The sequence below is a fragment of the Pseudoalteromonas luteoviolacea NCIMB 1944 genome (genome assembly GCF_001625565.1).
In the GTDB taxonomy this organism is placed as follows: Bacteria; Pseudomonadota; Gammaproteobacteria; order Enterobacterales; family Alteromonadaceae; genus Pseudoalteromonas; species Pseudoalteromonas luteoviolacea_F.
On sequence record NZ_AUXS01000024.1, the window covers coordinates 1 to 22757 of the forward strand.

Consider the following 22757-nt stretch of genomic DNA (forward strand, 5'->3'; position numbering starts at 1 on the left):
CATCATGACCCACCATTTAAGTTTAAAAAATTTCCTCGAGCGGGTCATTAGCTCAGTTGGTAGAGCAGTGGACTTTTAATCCATTGGTCGATGGTTCGAGTCCATCATGACCCACCATTTCCTTTACGACTCTTTTATTCTTAAATATTCTTTCCTAATCTTGTCATTTACTAGGATTATCTCCGTATTTTTCGTATAATTCGCGCCAATTATGCAATGTGGACTATGTGGTCGAGAGAATGAGTCTAGCAGAACAAATCATGCCTGAGGATTATATATTTCCTCCAAAACCAGCACCGTTGAATGATGAAGAAAAGCAGCAGTATAAAGCGCGGATCAAGTCATTGTTAAAAGAGAAAAATGCGGTCTTAGTTGCCCATTATTACACAGATCCAGAGATCCAAGCGTTAGCGGAAGAGACTGGTGGTTGTGTCGCAGATTCACTTGAAATGGCGCGTTTTGGTGCCAAGCAAGAAGATGCGGAAATCATTATTGTGGCAGGTGTTCGTTTCATGGGCGAAACGGCAAAAATTTTAACACCTGAAAAAACCGTAGTGATGCCAACATTGGCTGCAACTTGTTCACTGGATGTGGGTTGCCCAATTGATGCGTTTTCTAAATTCTGTGATGAACACCCAGAAAGAAAAGTCGTGGTTTATGCAAACACATCGACAGCGGTAAAAGCGCGTGCAGATTGGATTGTGACGTCTTCTTGTGCTCTAGAGATAGTCGAGCACTTAGACTCTGAAGGTGAAACCATAATTTGGGGTCCTGACAAACACTTGGGTTCTTACATTCAAAAGAAAACAGGTGCTGACATGATCATGTGGAACGGTGCGTGTATCGTCCACGATGAGTTCAAGACAAAAGCGCTAAAAGATATGAAAGCGCTTCATCCTGATGCGGCTGTGCTGGTGCACCCAGAGTCTCCAGCTGAAATCGTTGATCTTGCTGATGCTGTTGGTTCTACAAGTCAATTGATCAAAGCGGCACAAGAAATGGATAATCAAAAATTCATCGTGGCAACAGATCGCGGTATTTTTTACAAGATGCAGCAGCTTTGCCCTGAGAAAGAGTTCTTTGAAGCACCAACAGCAGGTGAAGGTGCAACTTGTCGTAGCTGTGCACACTGTCCATGGATGGCCATGAATGGGCTACAAGCGATTGAAGAAGCGCTAATTAATCCAGAAGGTAAAGAAGTCTTTGTCGATATGGAGTTACGTGAAGGGGCACTGCGTTCACTGAACCGTATGTTAGATTTCTCTGCAAGTTTAAAAGGCTAATGGATATTGTTTGTAATCTAGCCAATTAAGCGAGATTACAAAAAAAGTACTTGCTAAAAGGCGGGGGTTTTCATAGTATTAGCCCCGCATTCAGTGCGGAGAGATGGCTGAGTGGCTTAAGGCGCACGACTGGAACTCGTGTATACGTTTATAGCGTATCGAGGGTTCGACTCCCTCTCTCTCCGCCATTCCTTCTTTATATTTCTCAAATTCCGATAGTTCCTTTACTCAAATTATTAATCTTTGCTCTGCATTACGATTTCCATTTAGAATTTCACAAGACGTTCAGGTCAAAAAATCTACCATTTGGCGACAATCATTTATTATTAAACTTATAGTTAGGATAGAATATCAGCTGTTCGCATTAGTTCTAGATCCAAGGTAGGTAGAGTGTATGCAAAATGAGGACTGTTTTTCTGTTACGTATTTAGCGCCGATAAAGCACATTGCCTCTGGTGGAATGAGCGATGTTTTTCTCGCTAATGATACACGCCTTAACAGGCAAGTAGCAGTAAAGCGTGTTACGCTGACTGACCGGCACGATGATCACAAAATACGGGAACAGGCTCTGTATGAAGCGCGTCTAATGGCGAAAGCGAACCACCCCAATATTGTTCAGCTGTATGACATTGTAGAAGTCGATTCTCAGCTTCTTCTTGTGCTTGAATATGTGCCAGGGCAAACCTTAGCGAAATATGTGAAGCAAAAATTTCTTACTTTAACTGAGAAGTTAGCAATTTTGGAAAAAGTAGCCCATGGGTTGCAGTACATTCATCAATTATCGCTGGTCCACTGCGATGTAAAAGCCAGCAATATTCTTATCTCTGATACCGGAGAGGTCAAGCTTTCCGATTTTGGTATTGCCAACTCACTTCATAGCAACGTAGCTGGGCAGCTTCAATCGAACAGCTTTGGCAGCATCCGAGCAATGTCGCCAGAACAACTGGAAGGCAGATCCCTTGGCTATGCGACAGATATATTCTCTTTTGGAGTACTGTGTTTTGAGTTGTTGTTTGGCTGTCACCCATTTAGTAGCGCTGAGGGAGAGGAGCTTGCAAGCAAGATCAAACGAGGTGCATTGATTGAACCAGAGAGCTTGACTCCCTCAATACCAACGGAATTAACTACTCTATTGCGTCAGATGCTCGATAAGTCAGAGGATGCCCGTCCATCGAGCAAAGAAATTATCAATGTATTGAGCAGAACACTAGCATTGCTAGAAGCGGGCGACGCTGACGATACGGCTTCCTTGCCTTACGTAAGTGAAACTAGCAGACAGCTTGGTCCGTTAGATCAGCTAAAGCGCTTCGCTATTGGGTTTATCTTGACCTTGTGTTTTGTTGTTGGTGGGTATTTCAGTTGGTTGTTTTTAAAACCAGAAACCCGAGTTCAGTACACCTTAGTACTTGAGCCACAAATCACTGTCGCAGGTAATGGCAGCAAAGAAAATACAGGCCTACTATTGGCGACGATTGATAGTGCAGTTCGGCAAGTGGTTTTAAACTCTGTAAATGCTGAGTTGGTAAATCATAGGGCTTACGGTGATATATCAGATGTCGCAAGTTTGGTTAAAGCGGCTGGGGCGACAACGGTCCTTCTACCTGAAGCTCGATGTGAAGTTGCACAATGTAATGTGCGACTGTCTTTGTTAAGTGCCGATAGTCAAATCGTTGAAGGAGAATTAAACACAAATGTAAAAAGAGATGCTTACTTGGCAATGAGCTCTATTTACTCGTCATTTGCGGCAAAATTACTTGGACAACCCAATGTAAGAGAGCGACAAAGCATAGCGGCAACGGAGTTTACGTTTTTTGAGCAGTACTTGCACGTATACCATGATGTGAACTTTAACGGGGATCTCTCTTTGCAAAGTTTACAGCGGACACTCGATTTAATCGCGCTAGACCCACATTATTTACCTTTGTACAACTTGGCAAGAAATTTATTGATAGAGCGTTATAAAGTGGATAGGGATCCTGTGTTTCTTGAACAGTTGCAGAGGTTACTTGAGGGCGCTCCTGGAAATTATAAGTCTTCCAAGCCTTATTTGGTGGATATGCTTGTGCTCGCCATCGAAAGTCAACAAAAAGAAGCAGTGGATGCGTTATTTGAACGGCTTTCTTTTTATGGAGAAACAGCGTTAAGTTACCAGCTACGAGGCTATTATTTATATTCTCAGCATCAAATAGAAGATGCGATAGAGATGTATTTGAATTCAATTTTACTTATGCCTGACGCTCGCAATAAGTACAATTTGGCAGTTATGTATTTAAGTAATGGACAAGTAGAGGAGTCGAAAGCACTACTTTTACAGGTTTCCCAATCATTCAAAGGTTTCACACGTGCAGGTCGCTTAAGTGCAGACATTAGTATGTTGGAAGGGAGCTGGCAAGCAGCAGTTTCGGGGTATCTTTCTGTGGTGGATAAAAGCAATAGCTCAGAGGACTATAATAATTTATCGTTAGCGTATTTATATTCTAAGGATATTGAGAAGGCATTGCTGGCTGCCAAAAAAGCGCTTGAACTAAGTCCAGAAAACCTTGTTATGCGACTAAACTATGCAGACTTGTTATTATTGAGCCAAAACGATATAGGTGCAGCCAAAGAGTATGAAAAGATCACAAATGCTCATCGCGAAAACATGTCTTTAAATGAGCTGATCGCGGTTGGTCAAGCCCATGCGCATCTCAAACGTTACAAAGAGGCTTTGCAATATCTATACAAAGTCATTAAGTTAACATCCGATAAGGTAGACTATGCATATGGGGCAACTATCATTTTTACATTTGCTGGTGAACTACAGTCTGCATTACTTCACTATCAAGAGACAATAAAAGGCGGGTATTCACCCAAGTGGTTCAATTTGCCTTGGTTCAAGCCACTGTGTAAATACCCCGAATTTAATGATTCTCATAGGGCATTATGCTCAGTTGGGTGGAATTGGGCGACTAATGATGAGCACGGGATCAAGAGTTAAGGTGGTTTTCTCTTTGTCCGTGTATAAATTGGAGCTTGATACCTTGGCTCTACTTTTTAATTGAACACCAAATTTTAGTTCCGCATATTTTTCACCAAATACGTCGTTCTGTAGGGTTAACTCTAGTATAAGCACACTATTGGCAATACCTTTTCTATTGGAAGTAATCTGTTGTTCAATTGAACTTATACTTTCTTTGAGTTCTTCATTAATTCCGACAATACAGTATTCACTGGCTGTTTTTTCATCTAATTCATAACAGAACTTTCCCGAGGTGGTCTTACCTAGTTCTGCTTTAAAAGGCTCTTTTGCGTAATTGGTTATGTCTTTTGGTTTTAGATCGGGGGAAATGAATATAATATTTGCTCGGTTTGTTTCCAACTTTGTTTGGTCGTAAGAGGCCTCGAATTCAAATGTTGAACCTTGATGGGAACTTTCATTAATTTGGGCGAGCTTTTCATCGGTTAGTATATCATTCACTTTTTGTCTCCTTGGTGCTGTTTTGATGTCAAAATATAGTTAGGTGTTAACTCATCCTTTTTTGTTTTACTCAGCATAGAAGAAGACAATATTACACGCAATTACACGGGGCTTTGTCCGTTAAAGGTTATGTGTATAGGGTTTTTGTCAGGCGCTGCTATACTTTTGATATATTGATTAGCTTTTTTCAACAATGAAAAGACAACATATTCCAACAGAACAAATAGGCTCTATCCCTCGAACAGCAGAGTTGATTGAGGCATATCAGCAATACCGCGACAATAAAATTGATTACGATACATTAAATCAATTGGCAGAAGAGCACACCAAACAGGTGCTCAACGACTTAGCAGATCTTGGTTGTAGTGTCGTGAGTGATGGTGAGCAGCGTAAGTTCGATGGTTTTGCGCACTATTGTTTGCATAATTCGCCGAGATTTGGTTCGGAAGGTTTGATTGTCGATTTTTCCGATGGTCATCGGCGAGTATTCGCTCCCCATCTTAAAAAAGCACCGTTTAAATATGAAAATACGGCTGACGAATACTTAGCATTTGCTTTGAAACATACCAATTTGCCTGTTAAACAAGCTGTTATCTCTCCCTCTATGTTGAGTCTAGTGTATCCAGCAAAGGGAATAGAAGGATATTGCCACCAACAGTTTATTGAAGATCTCGTAGCAGAGCATGTCGCGGAAGTCAGACGGTGTTTGACGTTAGGTGCCCATAAAGTACAAATTGATTTTACGGAAGCTAGGTTGTCCTTAAAGCTAGATCCGTCTGGTGGCATGTTGAGCGCATTTGTCGAACTGATCAATCGTTGCTTGAGCGCGTTTAGTGCACAAGAGAGACAAAGGATTGGCGTGCATACCTGTCCTGGTGCAGATATTGATGCGACGCACAGTGCAGAAATCGACTACAAATACTTGTTGCCGACATTATTTAAAATAAACGCTGGTAATTTTTACGTAGCACTCAAAGGCGAGCGTGAACCTCGAAAAGTACTCAGGTTAATTGGCCAGATCATCTCGCCCGATCAGCGTGTCTTTATTGGTGTGACAAACCCGATTGATCCCATAATTGAAAAGCCTGAAGAGGTGTGTGAATTGATTATAGCTGCCACCGAGTTTATCCCTATCGAACAACTTGGTACGACTGACGACTGTGGCTTTTCGCCATTTGCGGACGATATATCTACAGGAAGAGAGATTGCCTATCAAAAGATACGCGCGCGCCTAGAAGGAACAAAAATGGCTGAACAACAGCTATTTGCAAAGCCATGTAAGTAGACTTGGCTACAGCCTTATGAACACATTGGATCTACATGAGAGAATTGAGCAATTAGAGCAGGAGTTGCTCGCGCTGGAGATGGAGAACCATGAGCTGACCCAAAAGGTGCTCAAAGCGCAATTTGAAGATCATAAGCTTCGCGAAATTCAAAAGCTGGCGAAGGTTGGCACTTGGAGCCTGAATCACTTGAGTTACAATTTGTCCATATCAAGTGAGCTCAGTATGATCCTATTTGGAGAAGATCTGGCACCACAAAGCCTTTCATGGGATTATTTTTTGCAGTTGATTGGGGGCTTAGCAGAGCAAAATGTCGGCACGACCATAATGCAAGAAGTGATAATAGGTGGCCAACAAAAAACATTTGAGCACAAGATGATCAAACCGGATGGCGAGATTCTGTATGTAAAACATTGCTGCGAAACATTTTATAATTCGATTGGTCAACCCTTAAACTCAGTTGGCCTAATGCAAGATATCACCTTAGAAAAAGTCAATGAAATAAGATTGGAGCAACTCTCTATTACCGATGAACTAACTGGCTTAAATAATCGGCGCAAAACCAATGAAGTTCTGGTGGCTCAGCATGATCTTGTGCAAAGGTACGACAGTGACTGTACAGCGATTTTGTTTGATTTGGATTTGTTCAAGCAGTTTAATGACTTATTCGGGCACCAGACAGGGGATGAGGTGTTGAAAACTGTGGCGCAGAAAATCAAAGATAATTTGCGCAGTGCAGATATATGTGGTCGTTGGGGCGGAGAAGAGTTTTTAGTGATCTGTCAGAATACATCGCTGAGTGATGCAGCTATGGTGGCTGAAAAGCTACGTTGTGTCCTCGCTGCAATTAATTTGTCCTGCAAGATGCCTGTCACAGCTAGTTTTGGTGTTGCTCAGTTCGCAAAAGGGGAATCACTTCAAGCGTTTTTAAAGCGCTTAGACCAAATCCTCTACACGTCTAAAAAAGCTGGCCGGAATCAAGTGAACACTGCTGTATATCAAGCTTGAGCTATTTTCTAGCAAAACCCCGTTATTACGGTAATTGGCATTGATGAAGCAAGCTTTCTGATCGATACTTAGTTTTATTGAAGTACTGCACTGCAAAGCAAGTGTGAGTATCTATTTTATGTAACTGAAAACATAGAGCAGGCAAGTGATGCAAGAAGAACTATTAAATTCGGTTATAAAGATAACAAAAACGCGGGATATAGACTCACTTGAGTATAGTTTATTATCTACAATTCAAGAGTTTATTAATTGTCAGCGTATTTCTGTATTTAAGATTATTCAAGGGCAAGGCCCGTGTACGGTTGAGCGCAGTCTGACATTGAAGGTCCATGATGTTGGAGAGTATGAGTGGTTAGACAGGGTTATCATTGATGACCCTCATGCGGAGTTGAGTTCCTGTTTGCAATCAGCGTGTAGTATAACAATGCAGGATGCGGCAGGCACTGAGCGGCGTTGGTTACCCATTGTAATACATGAGAAAACCGCGGGTGCAATTGAAGTACAGTGCGAAGGGCTTGATAGTGCACAACAGGTGATGCTGAACGCATTTGTACGTATTTACGAGAATTACCTTACTATATTGCGTGAAAATGAGCGTGATAAACTCACCGGGTTACTTAATCGTCAAACGTTTGATAAGAAGTTAAAGCAATTACTTGAAAAGCAAATGTTGGAACAAAACCGAGCAATTCGAGACGGCTCTGACTTGCGGTCTTTACACCGAGGGGCTACATCATGGTTAGCTATGGTAGATATTGATCACTTTAAGAGTGTCAATGATACCTATGGGCATGTATGCGGCGACGAAGTATTGTTGATCTTATCACAGCGCATGCAGGAGTTTTTCCGTTCAACTGATCTGTTGTTTCGTTTCGGTGGTGAAGAATTTGTCATTGTATTTGAACCAACCGATTATGAGTCAATAAAACAAAGAATGGAGCAGTTTTTAAATTTAGTAAGAAAGACTTCTTTCCCGTTTATTAAAAAGTTGACGGTAAGTGTCGGTTTGGCACGTATTAGTCCTTATGACTTTCCAATCACGGTGTTAGAAAATGCAGATAAAGCCTTGTACTATGCAAAAGAGCATGGGCGAGATCAAGTCGGTTTTTATGAAGATTTAATATCCCGCAAGCAAATTACTCAACATATTGAAAGCAGTGACATAGATTTATTTTAGTAGATGCAGCGAATGTAATCGATTTTAGGTTACTCGCTGCACAACTGCGTTGTTTTCAACTTTTTTCTGTTATACACAGCATATTTTTCTTAAACTGTTCAATCTAATCGACTTTCAGCTTAAATAAGTATGTTGCATATAATTCAATCCAACCGAATGGAAGCGTTACAGGCGCAGTTTAATACTGTAATGCAAACAGCGCCATTATCTGATCCGTTTCAGCGAGATATTGTACTGGTTCAATCCCCCGGTATGTCGCAGTGGTTGAAAAACGGATTGAGTAAACATATTGGTGTGGCAGCTCAGATCGATTTCCCGCTGCCTTTGAGCTTCATTTGGCGTCTGTACCAACAGTTTTTGCCCGACGTTCCATCTGAGTCGCCATATAATAAAAACAATATGACTTGGAAGCTTTTTAATGTACTGCCAAGCAAATTGGCGCAGCCTCTGTATTTACCGTTATCAAATTATTTATATGCCGATGTACCAGAAGATGCGCAAGCAGATAAAGAGCTGGATGGCTTAAAACTATTTACATTGTGCGAAAAAATTGCCGACGTGTACGACCAATATCTAATGTATCGCCCTGACTGGCTGTCAATATGGGAATCTGGGACCAATCAGTTAGCTGATGTCGATGTTGAGGTAGCTTCTTGGCAACCGGATTTGTGGCGCTCGTTAGTTGAATATACACACCAACTTGGACAAAGTTCGTATAACCGCGCCAACATGCATGAGCAACTGCTCGCAGCTTTGGAAAGTGCCGACAGCGGGGTACTTCCTGAGCGGATCGCCATCTTTGGTTTATCAGCAATGCCGACCAGCCAGTTAGAAGTGTTTCAAGCACTCGCCAGCAAAACAGAAGTCTTACTATTTTTCTTTAACCCCAGTGAACATTATTGGGGGGATTTAGTGGATGAAAAAACACAAGCTAAGATCCACGCAAAATATGCAAAACGACCTGAGATTGATGCTAGCCTAGATGAAGAGCAAGACTACTATAATGTTGGTAACCCGTTACTATCTTCTTGGGGTAAGTTAGGTCGAGACTATCTAGAGCAATTGTTACAGCTTGATGCTCGCTGGCTTGACGGGTTTGTTGAAGACTTTAATGATTCACTGTTGTCGCAGATCCAAAGTGAAATTTATCAGCTGGCATTTAAAGGTGAATCTTTACAAGCGGATCCAAACTGGTTCGTAAATGAAACTGGTAAGTTGCCTGTTTCCGAAGATGATAAAAGCATTTACTTGCAAGATTGCCACACTCCCCTAAGAGAAGTTGAATGTTTGCACGACCACCTTCTCAATTTATTTAATCAATACCCAGAACTTACGCCTAAAGATGTCATTATTATGATGCCAGATGTGGGAAGTTACAGTCCTTATATTGAAGCGGTATTTGGCAGTGCACAAAGTAAAAGGTACATCCCTTACGCTCTGGCCGACATGGCGATAGAGCAAGAAAAACCTGTACTGTCATCATTTGTGACTTTAGTTAATTTGCCATTTAGTCGATTTGGCGTTTCTGACATTTTGGATTTGTTGGCGGTAGAAGCTATTTCAAGTCGCTTTGAACTTGATGCGTCTGAGTTTGAGCAAGTTAAATATTGGCTTGACCAAGTCGTCATTAAATGGGGGCTAGATGCAAAAAATAAGGCCGACCACGGTTTACCTGAAATGCCACTCAATACTTGGTTTCATGGTTTAAACCGCCTATTGCTTGGGGTTGCTAGTAGCAGTGAGGAGATAGAGTTTAACGGCGTATATCCGGCTGATCTAGTGGAAGGAATGGCCATTAATATTTTAAGTAAGTTGGTTGCTTTTGTGGAAGCTCTGGACATAGCAAAGCAGCAGCTCGCAAATGCCGGTGACCTTGCGCAAAAAGCGGACTTGTTACGGCAGTTACTTGGCCGTTTCTATCATCAAGATGCCGAGCAAACCTGGGATTTAATGCAGCTCCATAAAGTAATTGAAGGTATTGAAAAGCACTTTGAAAACGGTGATATGCGCAGTTCCATAGAGCCCAGAGTATTGGCTTATTTGGTAAAGCAAGGGATCCAAGAAAAAGGGGTTGGACAGCGATTTTTATCCGGCGCCGTGAATTTTTGTACTTTGATGCCAATGCGAGCCGTGCCATTTAAAGTGGTATGCCTGCTTGGCATGAACGATGCTGATTATCCTCGTCAAGTTCAGCCAATAGGGTTTGATTTGGTGCCAGCTTCCTCAAGACGAAAAGGTGACCGTTCACGGAAATTAGATGATCGGTACTTGTTTTTGGAAGCGCTTTTAAGTGCGAGATTGCATTTTTATGTCAGCTATATAGGTCGTTCTTGTTTTAACAATGAAATTCAAGTGCCTTCAGTGTTAGTGAGTGAATTATTTGAATATATAGACAGAAGCTTTTACTGTGGGGGTCGCAACGAGCCGCTCAGCGTACGGTTAAAGCATCAAGCACCACTTCAGCCATTCAACCCTCTTCACTATCAGTGTGGTCAGTTGCAAAGCTACAATCCCAATTGGTTATTTTTGCCAGCAGAAGAGGAGAAAAGTTCGCCATCGCCACTGATTTTAACACCACCAGAGGAGCTGGAGCTCGCTCAACTGCTACGTGCATTTACAGCGCCACAAAGTTATTTTTATCAAACATGTTTGGGTATTAAGATAGCGTCTGCGACAGAGTATCAGGACGATACTGAACCCTTTGCGTTAGACCCTCTAACACGTTACCAATACTTGCAAGAAATTCTCGATACCCATATTAATGAGCAGCCACTTGGTACCGAGCAGATGTTACAAAGAGGTCACTTACCGCAGGCATTTGTGGGAGAAATACAATTAGAGTTGTTGGAGCAGCGGGTACTGCCCATGGTCGCAGTATTAAAGTCAAAACTGATGGATGTTAGTGCCCCACAAGAGGTCGCTATCTCGGTAAATGGCATCAAGATAGTCGGCTGGTTGGACAGGCTATTTGGTAGCGAACAAATTTTTTATAGACCTGCGAGCATTAAAGCGAAAGACAAGATCCGAGCCTTCATCTATCACTTGCTTGCCAATGCGGCTGTGTCAACGATGAATACGACCATAATTGGCTTAGATGAGCAGGTTACTTTTGATGCGATAGACAAACCGAGCGCATTGCAATTACTGGAAACCTGGGTGGGCTTTTATACGCAGTTGCTCACTCAGCCGGTGCCTTTTTTCCCAGCTTCGAGTTATGCATTTGCCGATACGGAGGATATTGGGAAGGCGAATGCAAAGTTTGCAGGTGGCCAATATATTGGGGTAGGAGAATCTGAAGATCCCTATGTTGCTCTTAACTTCAAAGATTTAGAGTCGTGCTTGGAAGAGTTTATGTCACTGAGTAAATCTTTACTTGGACCAATTATAGCGTTAGAAAAGGAGCAACAACATGGAGATGCTTAACCCGATCACCATGCCGTTGTATGGCCACAACCTAATTGAAGCCAGTGCGGGCACCGGTAAAACTTATACGATCACCGCGCTTTATCTGAGGTATTTACTCGGTTTGGCTGAAGGCTCAGGTTCTACATGCCTAAGTGTTGAACAAATTTTAGTGGTAACTTTTACTGAAGCGGCAACACAAGAAATTAAAGATCGTGTCAGGGCGAGGATCATCGATGCGCGTGATGCATTGCTGGGGGCTGAGTGTAAGGATCCGCTGATCCCGGCACTGTTGGCGCAAATTGAAGATAAAAAGGCTGCTTTCAAATTGCTTGATGCGGCGGCAAAATCGATGGATGAGGCCGCAATTTTTACTATTCATGGTTTTTGTCAAAGAATGTTAAAGCAACATGCCTTTGAATCAAAGTTGAGCTTTAATCTTGAGTTTATCCTCGATGAGAGTGAGTTGTTAAAAACGGCGGTAGAGGATCACTGGCGAAAGTTTTTATATGCGTTAGATAAAGAACAGACAGCTTTGGTTTTAGAGCACTTCGCTCACCCCCAAAGCTTAATGAAAAAGCTTATGCCACTGATGAACAAATCTGGCGCGACATTGACACCTAAGGTTAAGTTGGCAGATATTTTAGCGGCTAGAAAACAATATCAGCAGCGTGCATTAACGTTTAAGCAAGCAGTGCGTGAAAGTGAATTTTTAGCCTGTTTAACTGACTCAGCACTGGCAAAAAACAAAGCACCAGGACGCGTTGCAAATATTAATGCCCTTGGCGATTACATCGCATCAGACGCGTGGTATTTTGAATTTGGTACGAGCAAACACTCTTTTAATCTGTGGGGCAGCGCTCAGTTAGGGGATGCGAAAAACTACAAAAAAAACGCTGAGCTTATTTCTCATGAGATGATATTGCAGTTTGACGAAATGGCGAATTTGCACCATCAGGTTAAAAACTTATTGCCTATTGCGTTATTACAAGACGCACTAGAACAAGTAAAATCTCTGTTGGTACAACACAAACAAATTCAGAGCTCGATTTCTCCTGATGATCTATTGAGCAATTTACACCAAGCTTTGCAAGGCAGTGCAGGCGAAGTACTTGCTGATAAAATAGTTCAGCAGTTTCCAGTCGCACTCATTGACGAGTTTCAGGACACAGATCCGGTTCAGTATGGTATTTTTAGTGCGATCTATCGTCAACAAGACGACACAGCTCTTACCATGATCGGCGATCCCAAACAGGCAATTTATGGGTTTCGCGGTGCAGATATTTTTACGTATATAAAGGCCAAACAAGCCGTCGAAGCTGGCCGGCATTTTACTCTCGCAAAAAATTACCGCTCTGCTAAATCTGTAGTAGATAGTGTGAATACTATTTTTACTCAGCATGACAGCAGTTTTATTTTTAATGATGACATTCCTTTTTATTCGGTAGATGCTCAGGGCAAATCAGCAGACCAATCGCTGTCTGATGACAAAGACAGTGTGCTGAATTTTTGTGTCTATGACAGCGCTGGTGGCGTAACAAGTAAAGCGCAAGCACAGCAAGCACTTGCACAAACATTTTCAGCTAAAATAGCCACTTTGCTATCACAGGCGAAGAATAATCTAGCCATGATCGGTGAGGACCCGGTAAAGGCAGCAGATATATGCGTATTAGTAAGAGACAGAAACGAAGCTGCGATTATGAAGCAAGCGTTACAGGCCAGTGGTGTTAGTGCGGTTTACTTAGCGAGAGACAGCGTATACGGCCAGCCTGTTGCCAGCGCATTAAATCAATTGCTACACGTGTTACACGGTGCCTATGATGAAGCCGCGCTGCGCGGTGTATTGGTGAGTCCACTATTTTCACTTAATTATGAAGAGGTTTATGTCCTTGCTCAAAGCGAACAACAATGGCAGGGCTATTTGGACTTTTTTGCCGAGCTGAAACGAGTTTGGTACCAAAGTGGTGCTATGGCTATGTTGGAAAAGCTCATGGTACATAATCAGCTCGCTAATATTTGGCGTGCAAATGGTTATGAAGTTGAGCGCTGGTTGACTGATTATCGCCATTTAGCTGAACTGTTGCAGCACAAGCAAATTGAGCTCGAAGGGACCCAGCGTGTCTTGAGGTGGTTGAGTATCCAATGTGCCGAAGCGACGCTTGATGGTGCACAGTTAAGGCTTGAAAGTGACGCTAATTTGGTGAAAATCGTAACCATGCATGCGTCTAAAGGTCTTGAATATCCAATTGTCTATATGCCATTTGCAATAGGGTATCGTGAGCCCAGTGAAGTCGTTTATCATCAGGGGGATAACCTCATTATCGATCTTGATGCCGATGATAATGCAATGCATGCAGCGTCAAAAGAGCGTCTTGCGGAAGACATTCGATTGCTCTATGTGGCGTTGACTCGTGCTGTACATTATTGTGAGTTGGGGCTGTACAATATTGCATTAGGGCGCAGTAAAAAGCTCGGGATTGGTCAGACTGCGCTTGGTTTTGCACTATTTGGCAGTTGTGATTTTAAAGAAGCGCAGCAGTGGCACCAAGCACTGGAACAAATTTGCCAAGTACACCCAGCAATGTCGATGGAGATATTTGACGACCCTCAGGTAGCTCATTTTGGGGAAGAGCAGGAACAATCTTCTCTTGTGCTCACGGTAAAAGAGCAGCCAACCTCCATAGAAACCAACTGGCGTACAACGAGCTTTAGTCAGTTAAGTTACCATGCTCATCATGATGATAGGCCAGCAGGCGCATTAGATGAGCATCATGAGTTAGACCTACCAAGAATGGTGCAAACCCCGGTCAAATCGCCTTATAGCTTTGTTAAAGGCGCAAAGGCGGGTAGTTGTCTGCATGAGATCTACGAGCAAATCGATTTTACGTCTCCCCACCACCCAGTGGCAGAAGGCAAGCTGCCTTTGAATGAAGTAGTGGAAAATTGCCTAAATAAATATCACATAGATATACAGTGGCTGGAATGTGTGGTTTTGTGGGTGCAAGAGAGCTTGGTTTGTCCTCTCAATACACAAGGTGACTTATCGCTTAGCCAATTGTCGCCTGATAACTGCCTGGTCGAAATGGAATTTCACCTCCCGCTAACGGCGTTAAAATCAAGTCAACTTAATAAAGTTCTAAGCGATATTACAGGTCAGCCAAGTTATTTGCAGTTTGATGATGTGGTAGGCATGCTCAAAGGCTTTATTGATTTGATCTTCAGATGGCAAGGGAAATATTTTGTTTTAGACTACAAGTCGAATTATTTAGGTGATGAATTGCATGACTACAATGATGAAAACTTGTGGTCAGCAATGACATCGCATCAATACCATCTACAGTATCTGATATACAGTGTTGCTTTGCACCGTTTGTTAAAATACCGTCTTGCTGATTATTCTATCCAAACCCATTTGGGTGGAGTCTATTATTTATTCTTAAGAGCATTGCCTGAAGGGGGAGGGGTATACTTCAACGAATTGACGGAGCAAGAGCTACTGTCGCTGGATGCACTTTTTGAACAGGAGGCTGGATAATGTCTCAGTTTTCGTTAGATTTCTCCGTGGATAATTTTGACGACACACTTTTTTTAGATGTGTTGTTAGAACAACGCAAAGTCCGAAGCGTCGATATCGCCCTTGCGAAGCTCTTGTGTGAATCACAATTTGACGATGTTTTTTACCTTATTTTGCTGCTGTTAAAAGCTGAACAAAATCAACATAGTTGTTTAGTTTTGAATGATATTGATTGGTTTAACCCATTTGAATTAAATCTGGAGCAGATGGAACAGACTATCGAGCTGACTCCCTTTAAAGATAAATCACAGGCCCTAGAGTCACTACATTCACACCCAGCAGTGGGTGATGATAAACCGATAGTCATGTTTAATGAACAGCTCTATTTGGCACGTTTAGCAAACTATGAGGCGTTTTTGGCAAAACGATTCACGTCACTGGCGAAACGAAAAATTGACTTAGATACTCCTCAATTAAAGCAGTTGCTAAATGTGTACTTTCCAGATACGCAAGGGCAGATGATTGATTGGCAAAAGGTTGCGTGTGCAATCGCGGCATCGAGTGCATTTTGTGTCATTACCGGTGGACCTGGGACTGGCAAAACCACAACCGTGACAAAACTATTGGCAATATTACAATCTTTGTATGCAAAAGCGCCTTTGAATATCAAACTGGTAGCGCCGACGGGCAAGGCTGCGGCCAGACTCAGTGAATCGATAATTGGCGCAAAGGGACGGTTAAATTTAGCACCAGAGTTGGCTGAACTTATCCCTGAGCATGCGCAAACAATTCATCGCTTGTTGGGGGTTATACCCAACAGTAACAAATATAGATATCACGAAAAAAACCCGTTACACCTTGATTTGTTGATTGTCGATGAAGCCTCTATGGTCGATCTTTCATTGATGAGTAAATTGGTTGCGGCATTGCCGGAAGGGGCTAGATTGTATCTACTGGGAGACAAAGACCAGCTGGCGTCAGTTGATACTGGCTGTATTCTTAATGACCTATGTGCGGAGCTAAAGTTAGGCCTAAACCCTAAGTACTCTTCACAACGGGCTGAGTTCCTCAATCAGACGTGTTTTGACGGTGAAAAAATACTATCAGGTGCGAGCAGCAAATTCGTGTTGCAAGATGTGATGGCATTTTTACAGCAGAGTCATCGCTTTAAGAGCGATAGTGGTATTGGTCAGCTTGCCGCAGCGGTGAATAACAATGATCAAAACCATCTCGACTGGGTTATCCAGCAGGGGTTTGATGAACTGAGCTTGTTCAATTTATCAAATGAGTCATACCTTAATATGATTGAAAGTGCAGCTAGTGCGTATAGCGTGTACCTTAGAGCCATCAAAGATGGCGCAGACACTGAGCAAATACACCAGCTATTCTCTGAATATCAACTGCTTGCAGCGGTCAGAGAGGGTCCGTATGGCGTCAATGAACTTAACAAACGTATTGAACACAAACTAGCACAGCAAAATCTGATCCGTCCGTACAGCCGCTATTATGCAGGTATGCCTTTGATGATCACGCAGAATGACTATCAACTTAAGCTTTTTAATGGTGATATTGGTATCATTTTACCAGACAGCAGTGGCCAGCTATTCGCTACATTTATTGATGAGCAAGGCAATCTTAGGTCAATCAATCCGGCACGTTTACCTAGCCACGACTTAGTTTATGTGATGACAATTCACAAGTCGCAAGGTTCTGAATTTAGTTATACAGCAATGATCTTACCGCCAATTCAAAGAGCACGTCAGGGCATTAATAGGCAATTGGTTTATACGGGGATCACACGTGCAAAACATCATTTTGAATTAATCTGCCAGCCACAAGTATTACGACTAGCCATGAATAAATCTGTGGGCCGAAGCTCAGGGTTACGTCATAGGTTGCTAAATGATTAATTTTTTGTTTTTTATTTGTTTCGTTGTGATATTGGGCTATGGTTATCTCTAAAGCAGACAGAGATTAATTGCGCTGCTTTTTATTGCCCAGTGAATGTGCCGCCAAAGTCGTAGGCGGCCTTTTTTATTAAATTCATCATGGTTTTTCTTAACTTCGTTTACGTCAATTGTGCAAATGCAAACTGCATATTTTACACCCAGTCTTTTATTGACTTTTGTACTTTTATAGCGCTAGATACAGTTAAAGTATTTACTCTTATTGAGAATCGCTATGAAAAGCTTAGAAGAGCATTTGGTGCAATATGCACTCTACCACAGAGATAAGCGCAATATTAGAACGCACCTAGTTGGCGTGCCGTTAATTGTGTTTGCGGTTATTATGCTGACTTACATTCCGCTGTTTGAGTTTAGCCAATTTGAAGTGACGTTGTCAGTCATTTTAATAGGTGCTGTAGGTGCATACTATTTTTATTTATCAGCTTGGCTAGGACTAATCATGATAGCAATTTTGGCAACTGGCTATGCGTTAACAACCGTGCTTAGTAGCCAAATAATGCTGTTTGGTGTGCCAATGAGTGGATTCTATGCAATCGGAGTCGGTATTTTTTTGTTCGGGTGGGTAGTGCAATTCATTGGTCATCACTTTGAAGGAAAGAAACCTGCGTTTGTTGATGACTTAATGGGGTTATTGATTGGCCCATTGTTTGTATTAGTTGAAGTGCTTTTTAAATTTGGATGTATGAAGCACTTAGAGATGAAAATTCTTGCACAGGCAGGAGCCTATAGAAATTAACTAATAGGAACCTGCTGTGTATTGTAAGGCGCTCTATAAGCTGATGCGAGTTTCTAGCTGAGTACCTTTTAAAATGGTGACATCTTGGCAGTTTAAGCGCAACTGCCCATTGTTAGTTTCTATAATATATCCGGCCTCTGGCGCCTTTTCAGGAGAGGCTTCGCTCAATTGTTTTCGGGCGCGGTGAACCATGATGTTCATATGGTTCATTTGAATACCTAGCTGTTTGGCAAGCTCTTCTCTATAGATCCAACCTTGAGATTCAGGGTCAACGCCCGCTTGCTTATCTTCAATTCTGAGCCTTGCCAAAAGTAGGAGTAAATAATGGTGGCTGCGACTGCCTAAACTGAACTCCTCTCCTTCAATATGCAAAGAGAGCTCGGTTTTTTCTTCATCTAAGCTCACAGCAAAGCTTAGTGCCAATGGCTTGACAGCTGGCTGTTGTTCCAGGTGTTTGGTCATGGTTGAAATGCCAGCGCAATAAAATAACCACTGCTCTCCAAATAGGCTGGTTATCCCGCCATCGATGAGTGCTTGTCTATCTGATGTATTTAGATCTTCTAAAAACCAGTAGTTAAGCAAGTTATCGTAGTACACTATATGTGTAGCTTCTTCTTCGTTGGGCAGAAGCATTTGATTTTCAACTTCAATGACATGATTGCGGTTATTCTGTGACACAAAATATTGGCAATTTGCATTTAAACTGCCGACGACAAAGGAGTTTTGGCCTGGTGCAGCAAAGTCAATTTTGTCATTTTCAGACAGCTGGTACGGCAGGTTTTTGTCAATTTTGCGGTCATTTATCCAAATGCCATTGGTACTTACATCGCGAATGAGCCAGTTATCATTTGTATACTCGATGATGGCGTGGTGTCTGGAAATTCCGGGTTTATCTAAAAATGTATCCACATTGAATTTAAAGCGCCCAAAAGTGTGATAACTTTTAAGATAAATTTTTTCGAGCTTTAGCTCATCGATTAAGTAAGCCATAGATTTTCCTAAATTTCCGTATATTTGCTAAAGGCTAGCATCACGTAGTTGTTGCAGAAATTTTACCTGATAAATGGAGTAAATCACCAGCAAAAAGTCTCTCTATCCGTGAGAGCAGTAATGGTTACTCGTTGTTGCATATGCCATTAAGTTCGGCAATATGTATTCATAATGTCACCTCTGAATATGAAATAGCATTATAAAAAGTGGGCCCACCTAAATGGGCACCATTAAAGGGAAATCTGCAATTTTGGGTGTCTAAAATAGCCTGTATATGTCTTTTTGTAAGTTCTCTAACTTATAAAATGTAGTTTACAAAGAATAACTTAATTTATCTATTACAGGGGATTACAGCACTTTTAGATGGTGTGACCGTACCTTTAATCTTCCTTGCGATCCCTCAAACAATAGACCATTCTTTTTAATTAAAGGCAATAATTAAGTCCACAAGAGGTGGTTTATGAGTGAGTTTAAATTGCTAAACACAACTAAGCTGGAAGGGATTTATCAGTTTTGTGAGCATTACGAGGGAAATCCTTTATCAATTTTTAGTCCAGCAGAGCAGGTTGTAACAGACTTTTCTCGTCGTCATCCACAGATGATCTTAAAAGATGTCGATATTGACCATGCACTATTTATGATGGTGAATGGCCATGTTCGATGTAAGTTAGTAATCGATCATGATGACACGTTTGTTGGTGTGGTGAATTCAAAAGATTTAACCGGACGAAAGGTATTAACTACGGCGCAAAAACGCAATGTGTCGCGTTCAGATCTGACAGTAGAAGATGTAATGACTAAAAAAAGTGAGTTACATGCGATGTTTTACGAGTGTGTCACAGATGCAAGAATAGGCGATATACTGGAAACGTTGAAAGAGTTGGGTCATCAACATGTTTTACTTATGGATCGCAACCAAGTGTTGCGAGGTATGATCTCGGCTTCTGATATTGCTCGCGCGTTACATATCCCTGTCAATATTTTGCAAAAGGCACATTCATTTAAAGAGATCTTTGAAATTATTTATGAACATGGAGAGGTAACGGCTTAAGTGCAAGCCGTTACATTCGGATAATACTTTACAGGTTTTTAAGGTATTGAATGACGCCTAGTATTGCGGCGACTTGACCATCTATGCACTCTTGTTCAGAAGTATTGGCGCTATCTGGATACACTTCAGTTGTTGTGACATAAGGTGCATTGGTAAAACCCATGCACAGTCCTAATGTGGTGGCGTCATAGTTGATAACACCAAATTGCTCGATGTCTACGCCAATTAATTGGGCGTTGTCATCTGCATCAGCGATATGCGTCACCTTTTGCACTTGGTTTATTACACACTTTTGAAATTCCGGTTCTGGTTTTTGTGTATGACCAACTAAATAGAAACCGTCAGGTATATTCCAATTGTTATTTATTTTACCATCTCTTGCCGCAAGAGCTGGGCGAAATTCGCTGTTGTCCGTATCTGTCGTTTCATGAAGATCAATATGAGCAATGATTTTGCCAGCATATTGATTTACATATTGCATAGCATACAGTGACTCCTGCGCTGGGCTATCACTATAAAAGGAACGATTTGGATCAATTGCATTAGGGTTCCATCTATTAATGGTCTCAAAGCCCCACGGACTAATACAAGGTAAAATTAAAAAGTTAAAATGATCTGTAAAAAGTGTCATTTGGTGCTTTGCAAATGCTAAAGCCCCCATCACGCCACTGGTTTCATAACCATGCACGCCACCAGTTACCAAGATTGTAGGCAGTGCAGTATTGGCATTTTTGTTTCTAATTGCCAACAATGGATACGTTCTAGATTGATAATCTAGCGTTCCATATTCTTCTATATCACATAGTTCACTTAACCCTTCAATCTCAGCTAAAACGAGTTCATTATATGAGCGTTTGATAGACTGAGACTCGAGCCAAATACTCTTTTCTGCTTCCCCCCATGGGGTCCCTGCTGTGCCAATTGGATATTGCTGTGACATTACTTAATTCTCTATGACCTTTTTTGGAGCATCCTAAGTAGTTTAAATTTCAATGGCAACCTTTTAAGCCAAATAGCCAAGTTGAACGAGTGATCTCTTCTGCGCCTTGGTAATTTTAAATGCAAGCAGCGTGATTTTCGTATCGATTAAATGTATTTGGATAACTTTGAGACCCAAAATATTACGGGTTGATAATTTATGGATTTCTTCAGAAGGCACGAATTTTCGCGTACCAAAGAGATTAAAATACGAAAAACCTTGGTTGCAAATTGTGACTTTGTTTTGACCAGATAAAGCCAGCATAAAATGTATTAAGGCTATAGCTATTGCTGTTACTGCAATTGTGAATTGTACGGCAGCTAACTGAGATAATTGCATCTCTAAAAATAGTTTAGCAGCACTAAGTAATACCAAAGATACCAGTGTCACGATCATATAGAATATAAAATTGACCTGAAGTCTAAGCTCTTTCATTCTTGATTCCTATTGGTGAGTTTTCAACGTGGGAACAATATTGGAACAAAGTGGAGCAAATATGAATCTGAGTAGAAACTACTAAAAATACGATTTTTCTAGGGTATTTCGCGCCATTTATCAACCAAAACGTTTAGAAACCCGCAGTTTCTATATGAATTTTCAATAAATTTTGACGCCCTGAGTTGTTTTATTCCCACTTCTAACGCATTAAAAATAGCTTGACTATGTTGGTGCTTTTTACTTACGACGAAGTGGCGGCTATCTTGTAAGGCAACCTTAATTCCTTGAATAGCTTCAACACTATAGCCCTTACCTGTATATTTGAACGGTGTTTGATTGTTGAATGGGATGAGCATAATGTCAACCCAGCCATTACTGACTAAACGCGCCATAATTGTCCAGTCTGTTTCATTAAATAGTTGTTTAGGGGATAACAGTTGAATAGTTGACCAATCGACAGCCCAATCTTTATTACTAATAACTGTGACCTTGGAAAAATCAGAATCAATTATACGGCCTAGTTCAACAACCCGCTCAGACGCAGCATAGACCCCGGCAAAATATTCACCATTTCTAATTATGGGGGAGGAAATATAGACATCATCACTGAGCTCTTGTGTGCTTGAATACCAAAGTGTATCGACACTGATCACTGACATGCCAGATTGCAATAAGATTTCTTCACGTTCTTCGTGGTCAATCATAAAAAACTTCAGGGATACTTGAGCTTTGCCAATGTGAAGTGCTTTTTGAATAAGGAGCAAATCTACCACATCTCTTTGACACAATGGGTGTGAGAATATATCCGGAGTGATATCCTCAATGTTGCGATTGTTCAAAATATTTTTTGCATACCGATAGATATCTCTATCGACAGGTACAGCTATTTCCTCACGTGCAGATACCGAATTGCACACGATCCAAATTATCAATGAAATGATTAAGTATTGCCTGGACATTATTTACCATCTGAGTTGCCCATTTTTAAGGCTAGTGCATGGATATCAACTTGTATATTTTTTAAGTGACAATAAGGGTGTAGTTTTATATGTTCAGTAATACAGCCTTAAATGGCTGGCCGTCAAACTGAAGGAGCCGATAATGAAATTTGAACAATTACTGTCTCATCTTGATAGTGGAGTATGTGTCGAACAGCTACAAAAAGAATCACTGCTAGATATTGCACTTATGTCGCAGTGCGTTTGCGGGGAAATTACGCCGAGTGAGTTGAGCCATGTATTACAGTGGGCCAATTCATTGCATTGGAGTGCAGCGATCTCGTTAAATGAGTATGTAGATGAATCCATAAGTAAATGTTTACTAGCGCTTAGAAGCGGTAGATTAGATAGCTTTATAGAGTATCGAATGCAGCAAATTGAGGATGCACCACTCAAGGAGACAGCTCAGTTTTTAGTAAATAAAATACAAGTGGCAAAATTAGAAAGCAATGAGGCTAATGCCTAAAGTGCTAG

Annotated in this window: 16 protein-coding genes and 2 tRNA genes; 13 read left to right on the top strand and 5 right to left on the bottom strand. The window is 41.4% G+C overall.

Features of this window, described 5'->3' with window-relative positions; genetic code table 11:
* The first annotated feature begins 41 nt into the window (after positions 1-41).
* From N483_RS08960 to N483_RS08975, 4 genes are all read left to right on the top strand, one after another.
* Positions 42-117: transfer RNA gene (locus tag N483_RS08960), tRNA-Lys, on the top strand.
* Positions 118-239: 122 nt separating this feature from the next.
* Positions 240-1283, top strand: coding sequence for a quinolinate synthase NadA (gene nadA, locus N483_RS08965; protein ID WP_023402198.1), 1044 nt, complete (start codon positions 240-242; stop codon positions 1281-1283).
* Positions 1284-1380: 97 nt separating this feature from the next.
* A tRNA-Ser gene (locus tag N483_RS08970) sits at positions 1381-1471 on the top strand.
* 206 nt (positions 1472-1677) lie between these two features.
* Complete coding sequence (locus N483_RS08975) at positions 1678-4260, top strand: serine/threonine-protein kinase (RefSeq protein WP_023402197.1); 2583 nt, start codon at positions 1678-1680, stop codon at positions 4258-4260.
* Here N483_RS08975 and N483_RS08980 read toward each other — a convergent pair.
* A complete protein-coding gene (locus N483_RS08980; RefSeq protein WP_023402196.1) occupies positions 4210-4740 on the bottom strand; it encodes a hypothetical protein in 531 nt (176 codons plus the stop codon). The two genes, N483_RS08975 and N483_RS08980, sit on opposite strands and share 51 nt — an antisense overlap.
* 193 nt (positions 4741-4933) lie before the next feature.
* Between N483_RS08980 and N483_RS08985 the strand changes: the two genes are divergently transcribed.
* From N483_RS08985 to N483_RS09015, 7 genes are all read left to right on the top strand, one after another.
* A complete protein-coding gene (locus tag N483_RS08985) occupies positions 4934-6025 on the top strand; it encodes a methionine synthase II (cobalamin-independent) (protein WP_023402195.1) in 1092 nt (363 codons plus the stop codon).
* A 16-nt stretch (positions 6026-6041) separates the two neighbouring features.
* Positions 6042-7031: a GGDEF domain-containing protein gene (locus tag N483_RS08990; protein WP_023402194.1), complete on the top strand. Its 990-nt coding sequence runs from the start codon at positions 6042-6044 to the stop codon at positions 7029-7031.
* Between the two features lie 148 nt (positions 7032-7179).
* On the top strand, positions 7180-8208 hold the full coding sequence (locus N483_RS08995; RefSeq protein WP_023402193.1) for a GGDEF domain-containing protein: 1029 nt from the start codon (positions 7180-7182) through the stop codon (positions 8206-8208).
* A gap of 129 nt (positions 8209-8337) precedes the next feature.
* Complete coding sequence (gene recC, locus N483_RS09000; RefSeq protein ID WP_036977425.1) at positions 8338-11631, top strand: exodeoxyribonuclease V subunit gamma; 3294 nt, start codon at positions 8338-8340, stop codon at positions 11629-11631.
* Positions 11618-15145, top strand: coding sequence for an exodeoxyribonuclease V subunit beta (gene recB, locus N483_RS09005; RefSeq protein WP_023402191.1), 3528 nt, complete (start codon positions 11618-11620; stop codon positions 15143-15145). The genes recC and recB overlap by 14 nt, the downstream gene beginning before the upstream one ends.
* Complete coding sequence (gene recD, locus N483_RS09010; RefSeq protein WP_023402190.1) at positions 15145-17034, top strand: exodeoxyribonuclease V subunit alpha; 1890 nt, start codon at positions 15145-15147, stop codon at positions 17032-17034. Before recB ends, recD begins: the two co-directional genes overlap by 1 nt.
* Positions 17035-17305: 271 nt before the next feature.
* A complete protein-coding gene (locus tag N483_RS09015) occupies positions 17306-17827 on the top strand; it encodes a DUF962 domain-containing protein (RefSeq protein ID WP_023402189.1) in 522 nt (173 codons plus the stop codon).
* A 33-nt stretch (positions 17828-17860) separates the two neighbouring features.
* Here N483_RS09015 and N483_RS09020 read toward each other — a convergent pair whose 3' ends face one another.
* Positions 17861-18817 (bottom strand): FHA domain-containing protein, encoded by a 957-nt coding sequence (locus N483_RS09020; protein WP_023402188.1) that lies wholly within the window; start codon positions 18815-18817, stop codon positions 17861-17863.
* A gap of 460 nt (positions 18818-19277) precedes the next feature.
* Here N483_RS09020 and N483_RS09025 point away from each other — a divergent pair, with 460 nt between their 5' ends.
* Positions 19278-19868, top strand: coding sequence for a CBS domain-containing protein (locus N483_RS09025; protein WP_023402187.1), 591 nt, complete (start codon positions 19278-19280; stop codon positions 19866-19868).
* A gap of 28 nt (positions 19869-19896) precedes the next feature.
* Here N483_RS09025 and N483_RS09030 read toward each other — a convergent pair whose 3' ends face one another.
* The 3 genes from N483_RS09030 to N483_RS09040 all read right to left on the bottom strand — a co-directional run bounded on the left by N483_RS09030 (position 19897) and on the right by N483_RS09040 (position 22244).
* On the bottom strand, positions 19897-20808 hold the full coding sequence (locus N483_RS09030; RefSeq protein WP_023402186.1) for a M14 family metallopeptidase: 912 nt from the start codon (positions 20806-20808) through the stop codon (positions 19897-19899).
* A gap of 63 nt (positions 20809-20871) precedes the next feature.
* Complete coding sequence (locus N483_RS09035; protein WP_023402185.1) at positions 20872-21282, bottom strand: hypothetical protein; 411 nt, start codon at positions 21280-21282, stop codon at positions 20872-20874.
* Positions 21283-21380: 98 nt separating this feature from the next.
* Positions 21381-22244, bottom strand: coding sequence for a hypothetical protein (locus tag N483_RS09040; protein WP_023402184.1), 864 nt, complete (start codon positions 22242-22244; stop codon positions 21381-21383).
* Between the two features lie 142 nt (positions 22245-22386).
* Here N483_RS09040 and N483_RS09045 point away from each other — a divergent pair, with 142 nt between their 5' ends.
* On the top strand, positions 22387-22749 hold the full coding sequence (locus tag N483_RS09045) for a hypothetical protein (RefSeq protein ID WP_023402183.1): 363 nt from the start codon (positions 22387-22389) through the stop codon (positions 22747-22749).
* The last annotated feature ends 8 nt before the right edge of the window (positions 22750-22757 follow it).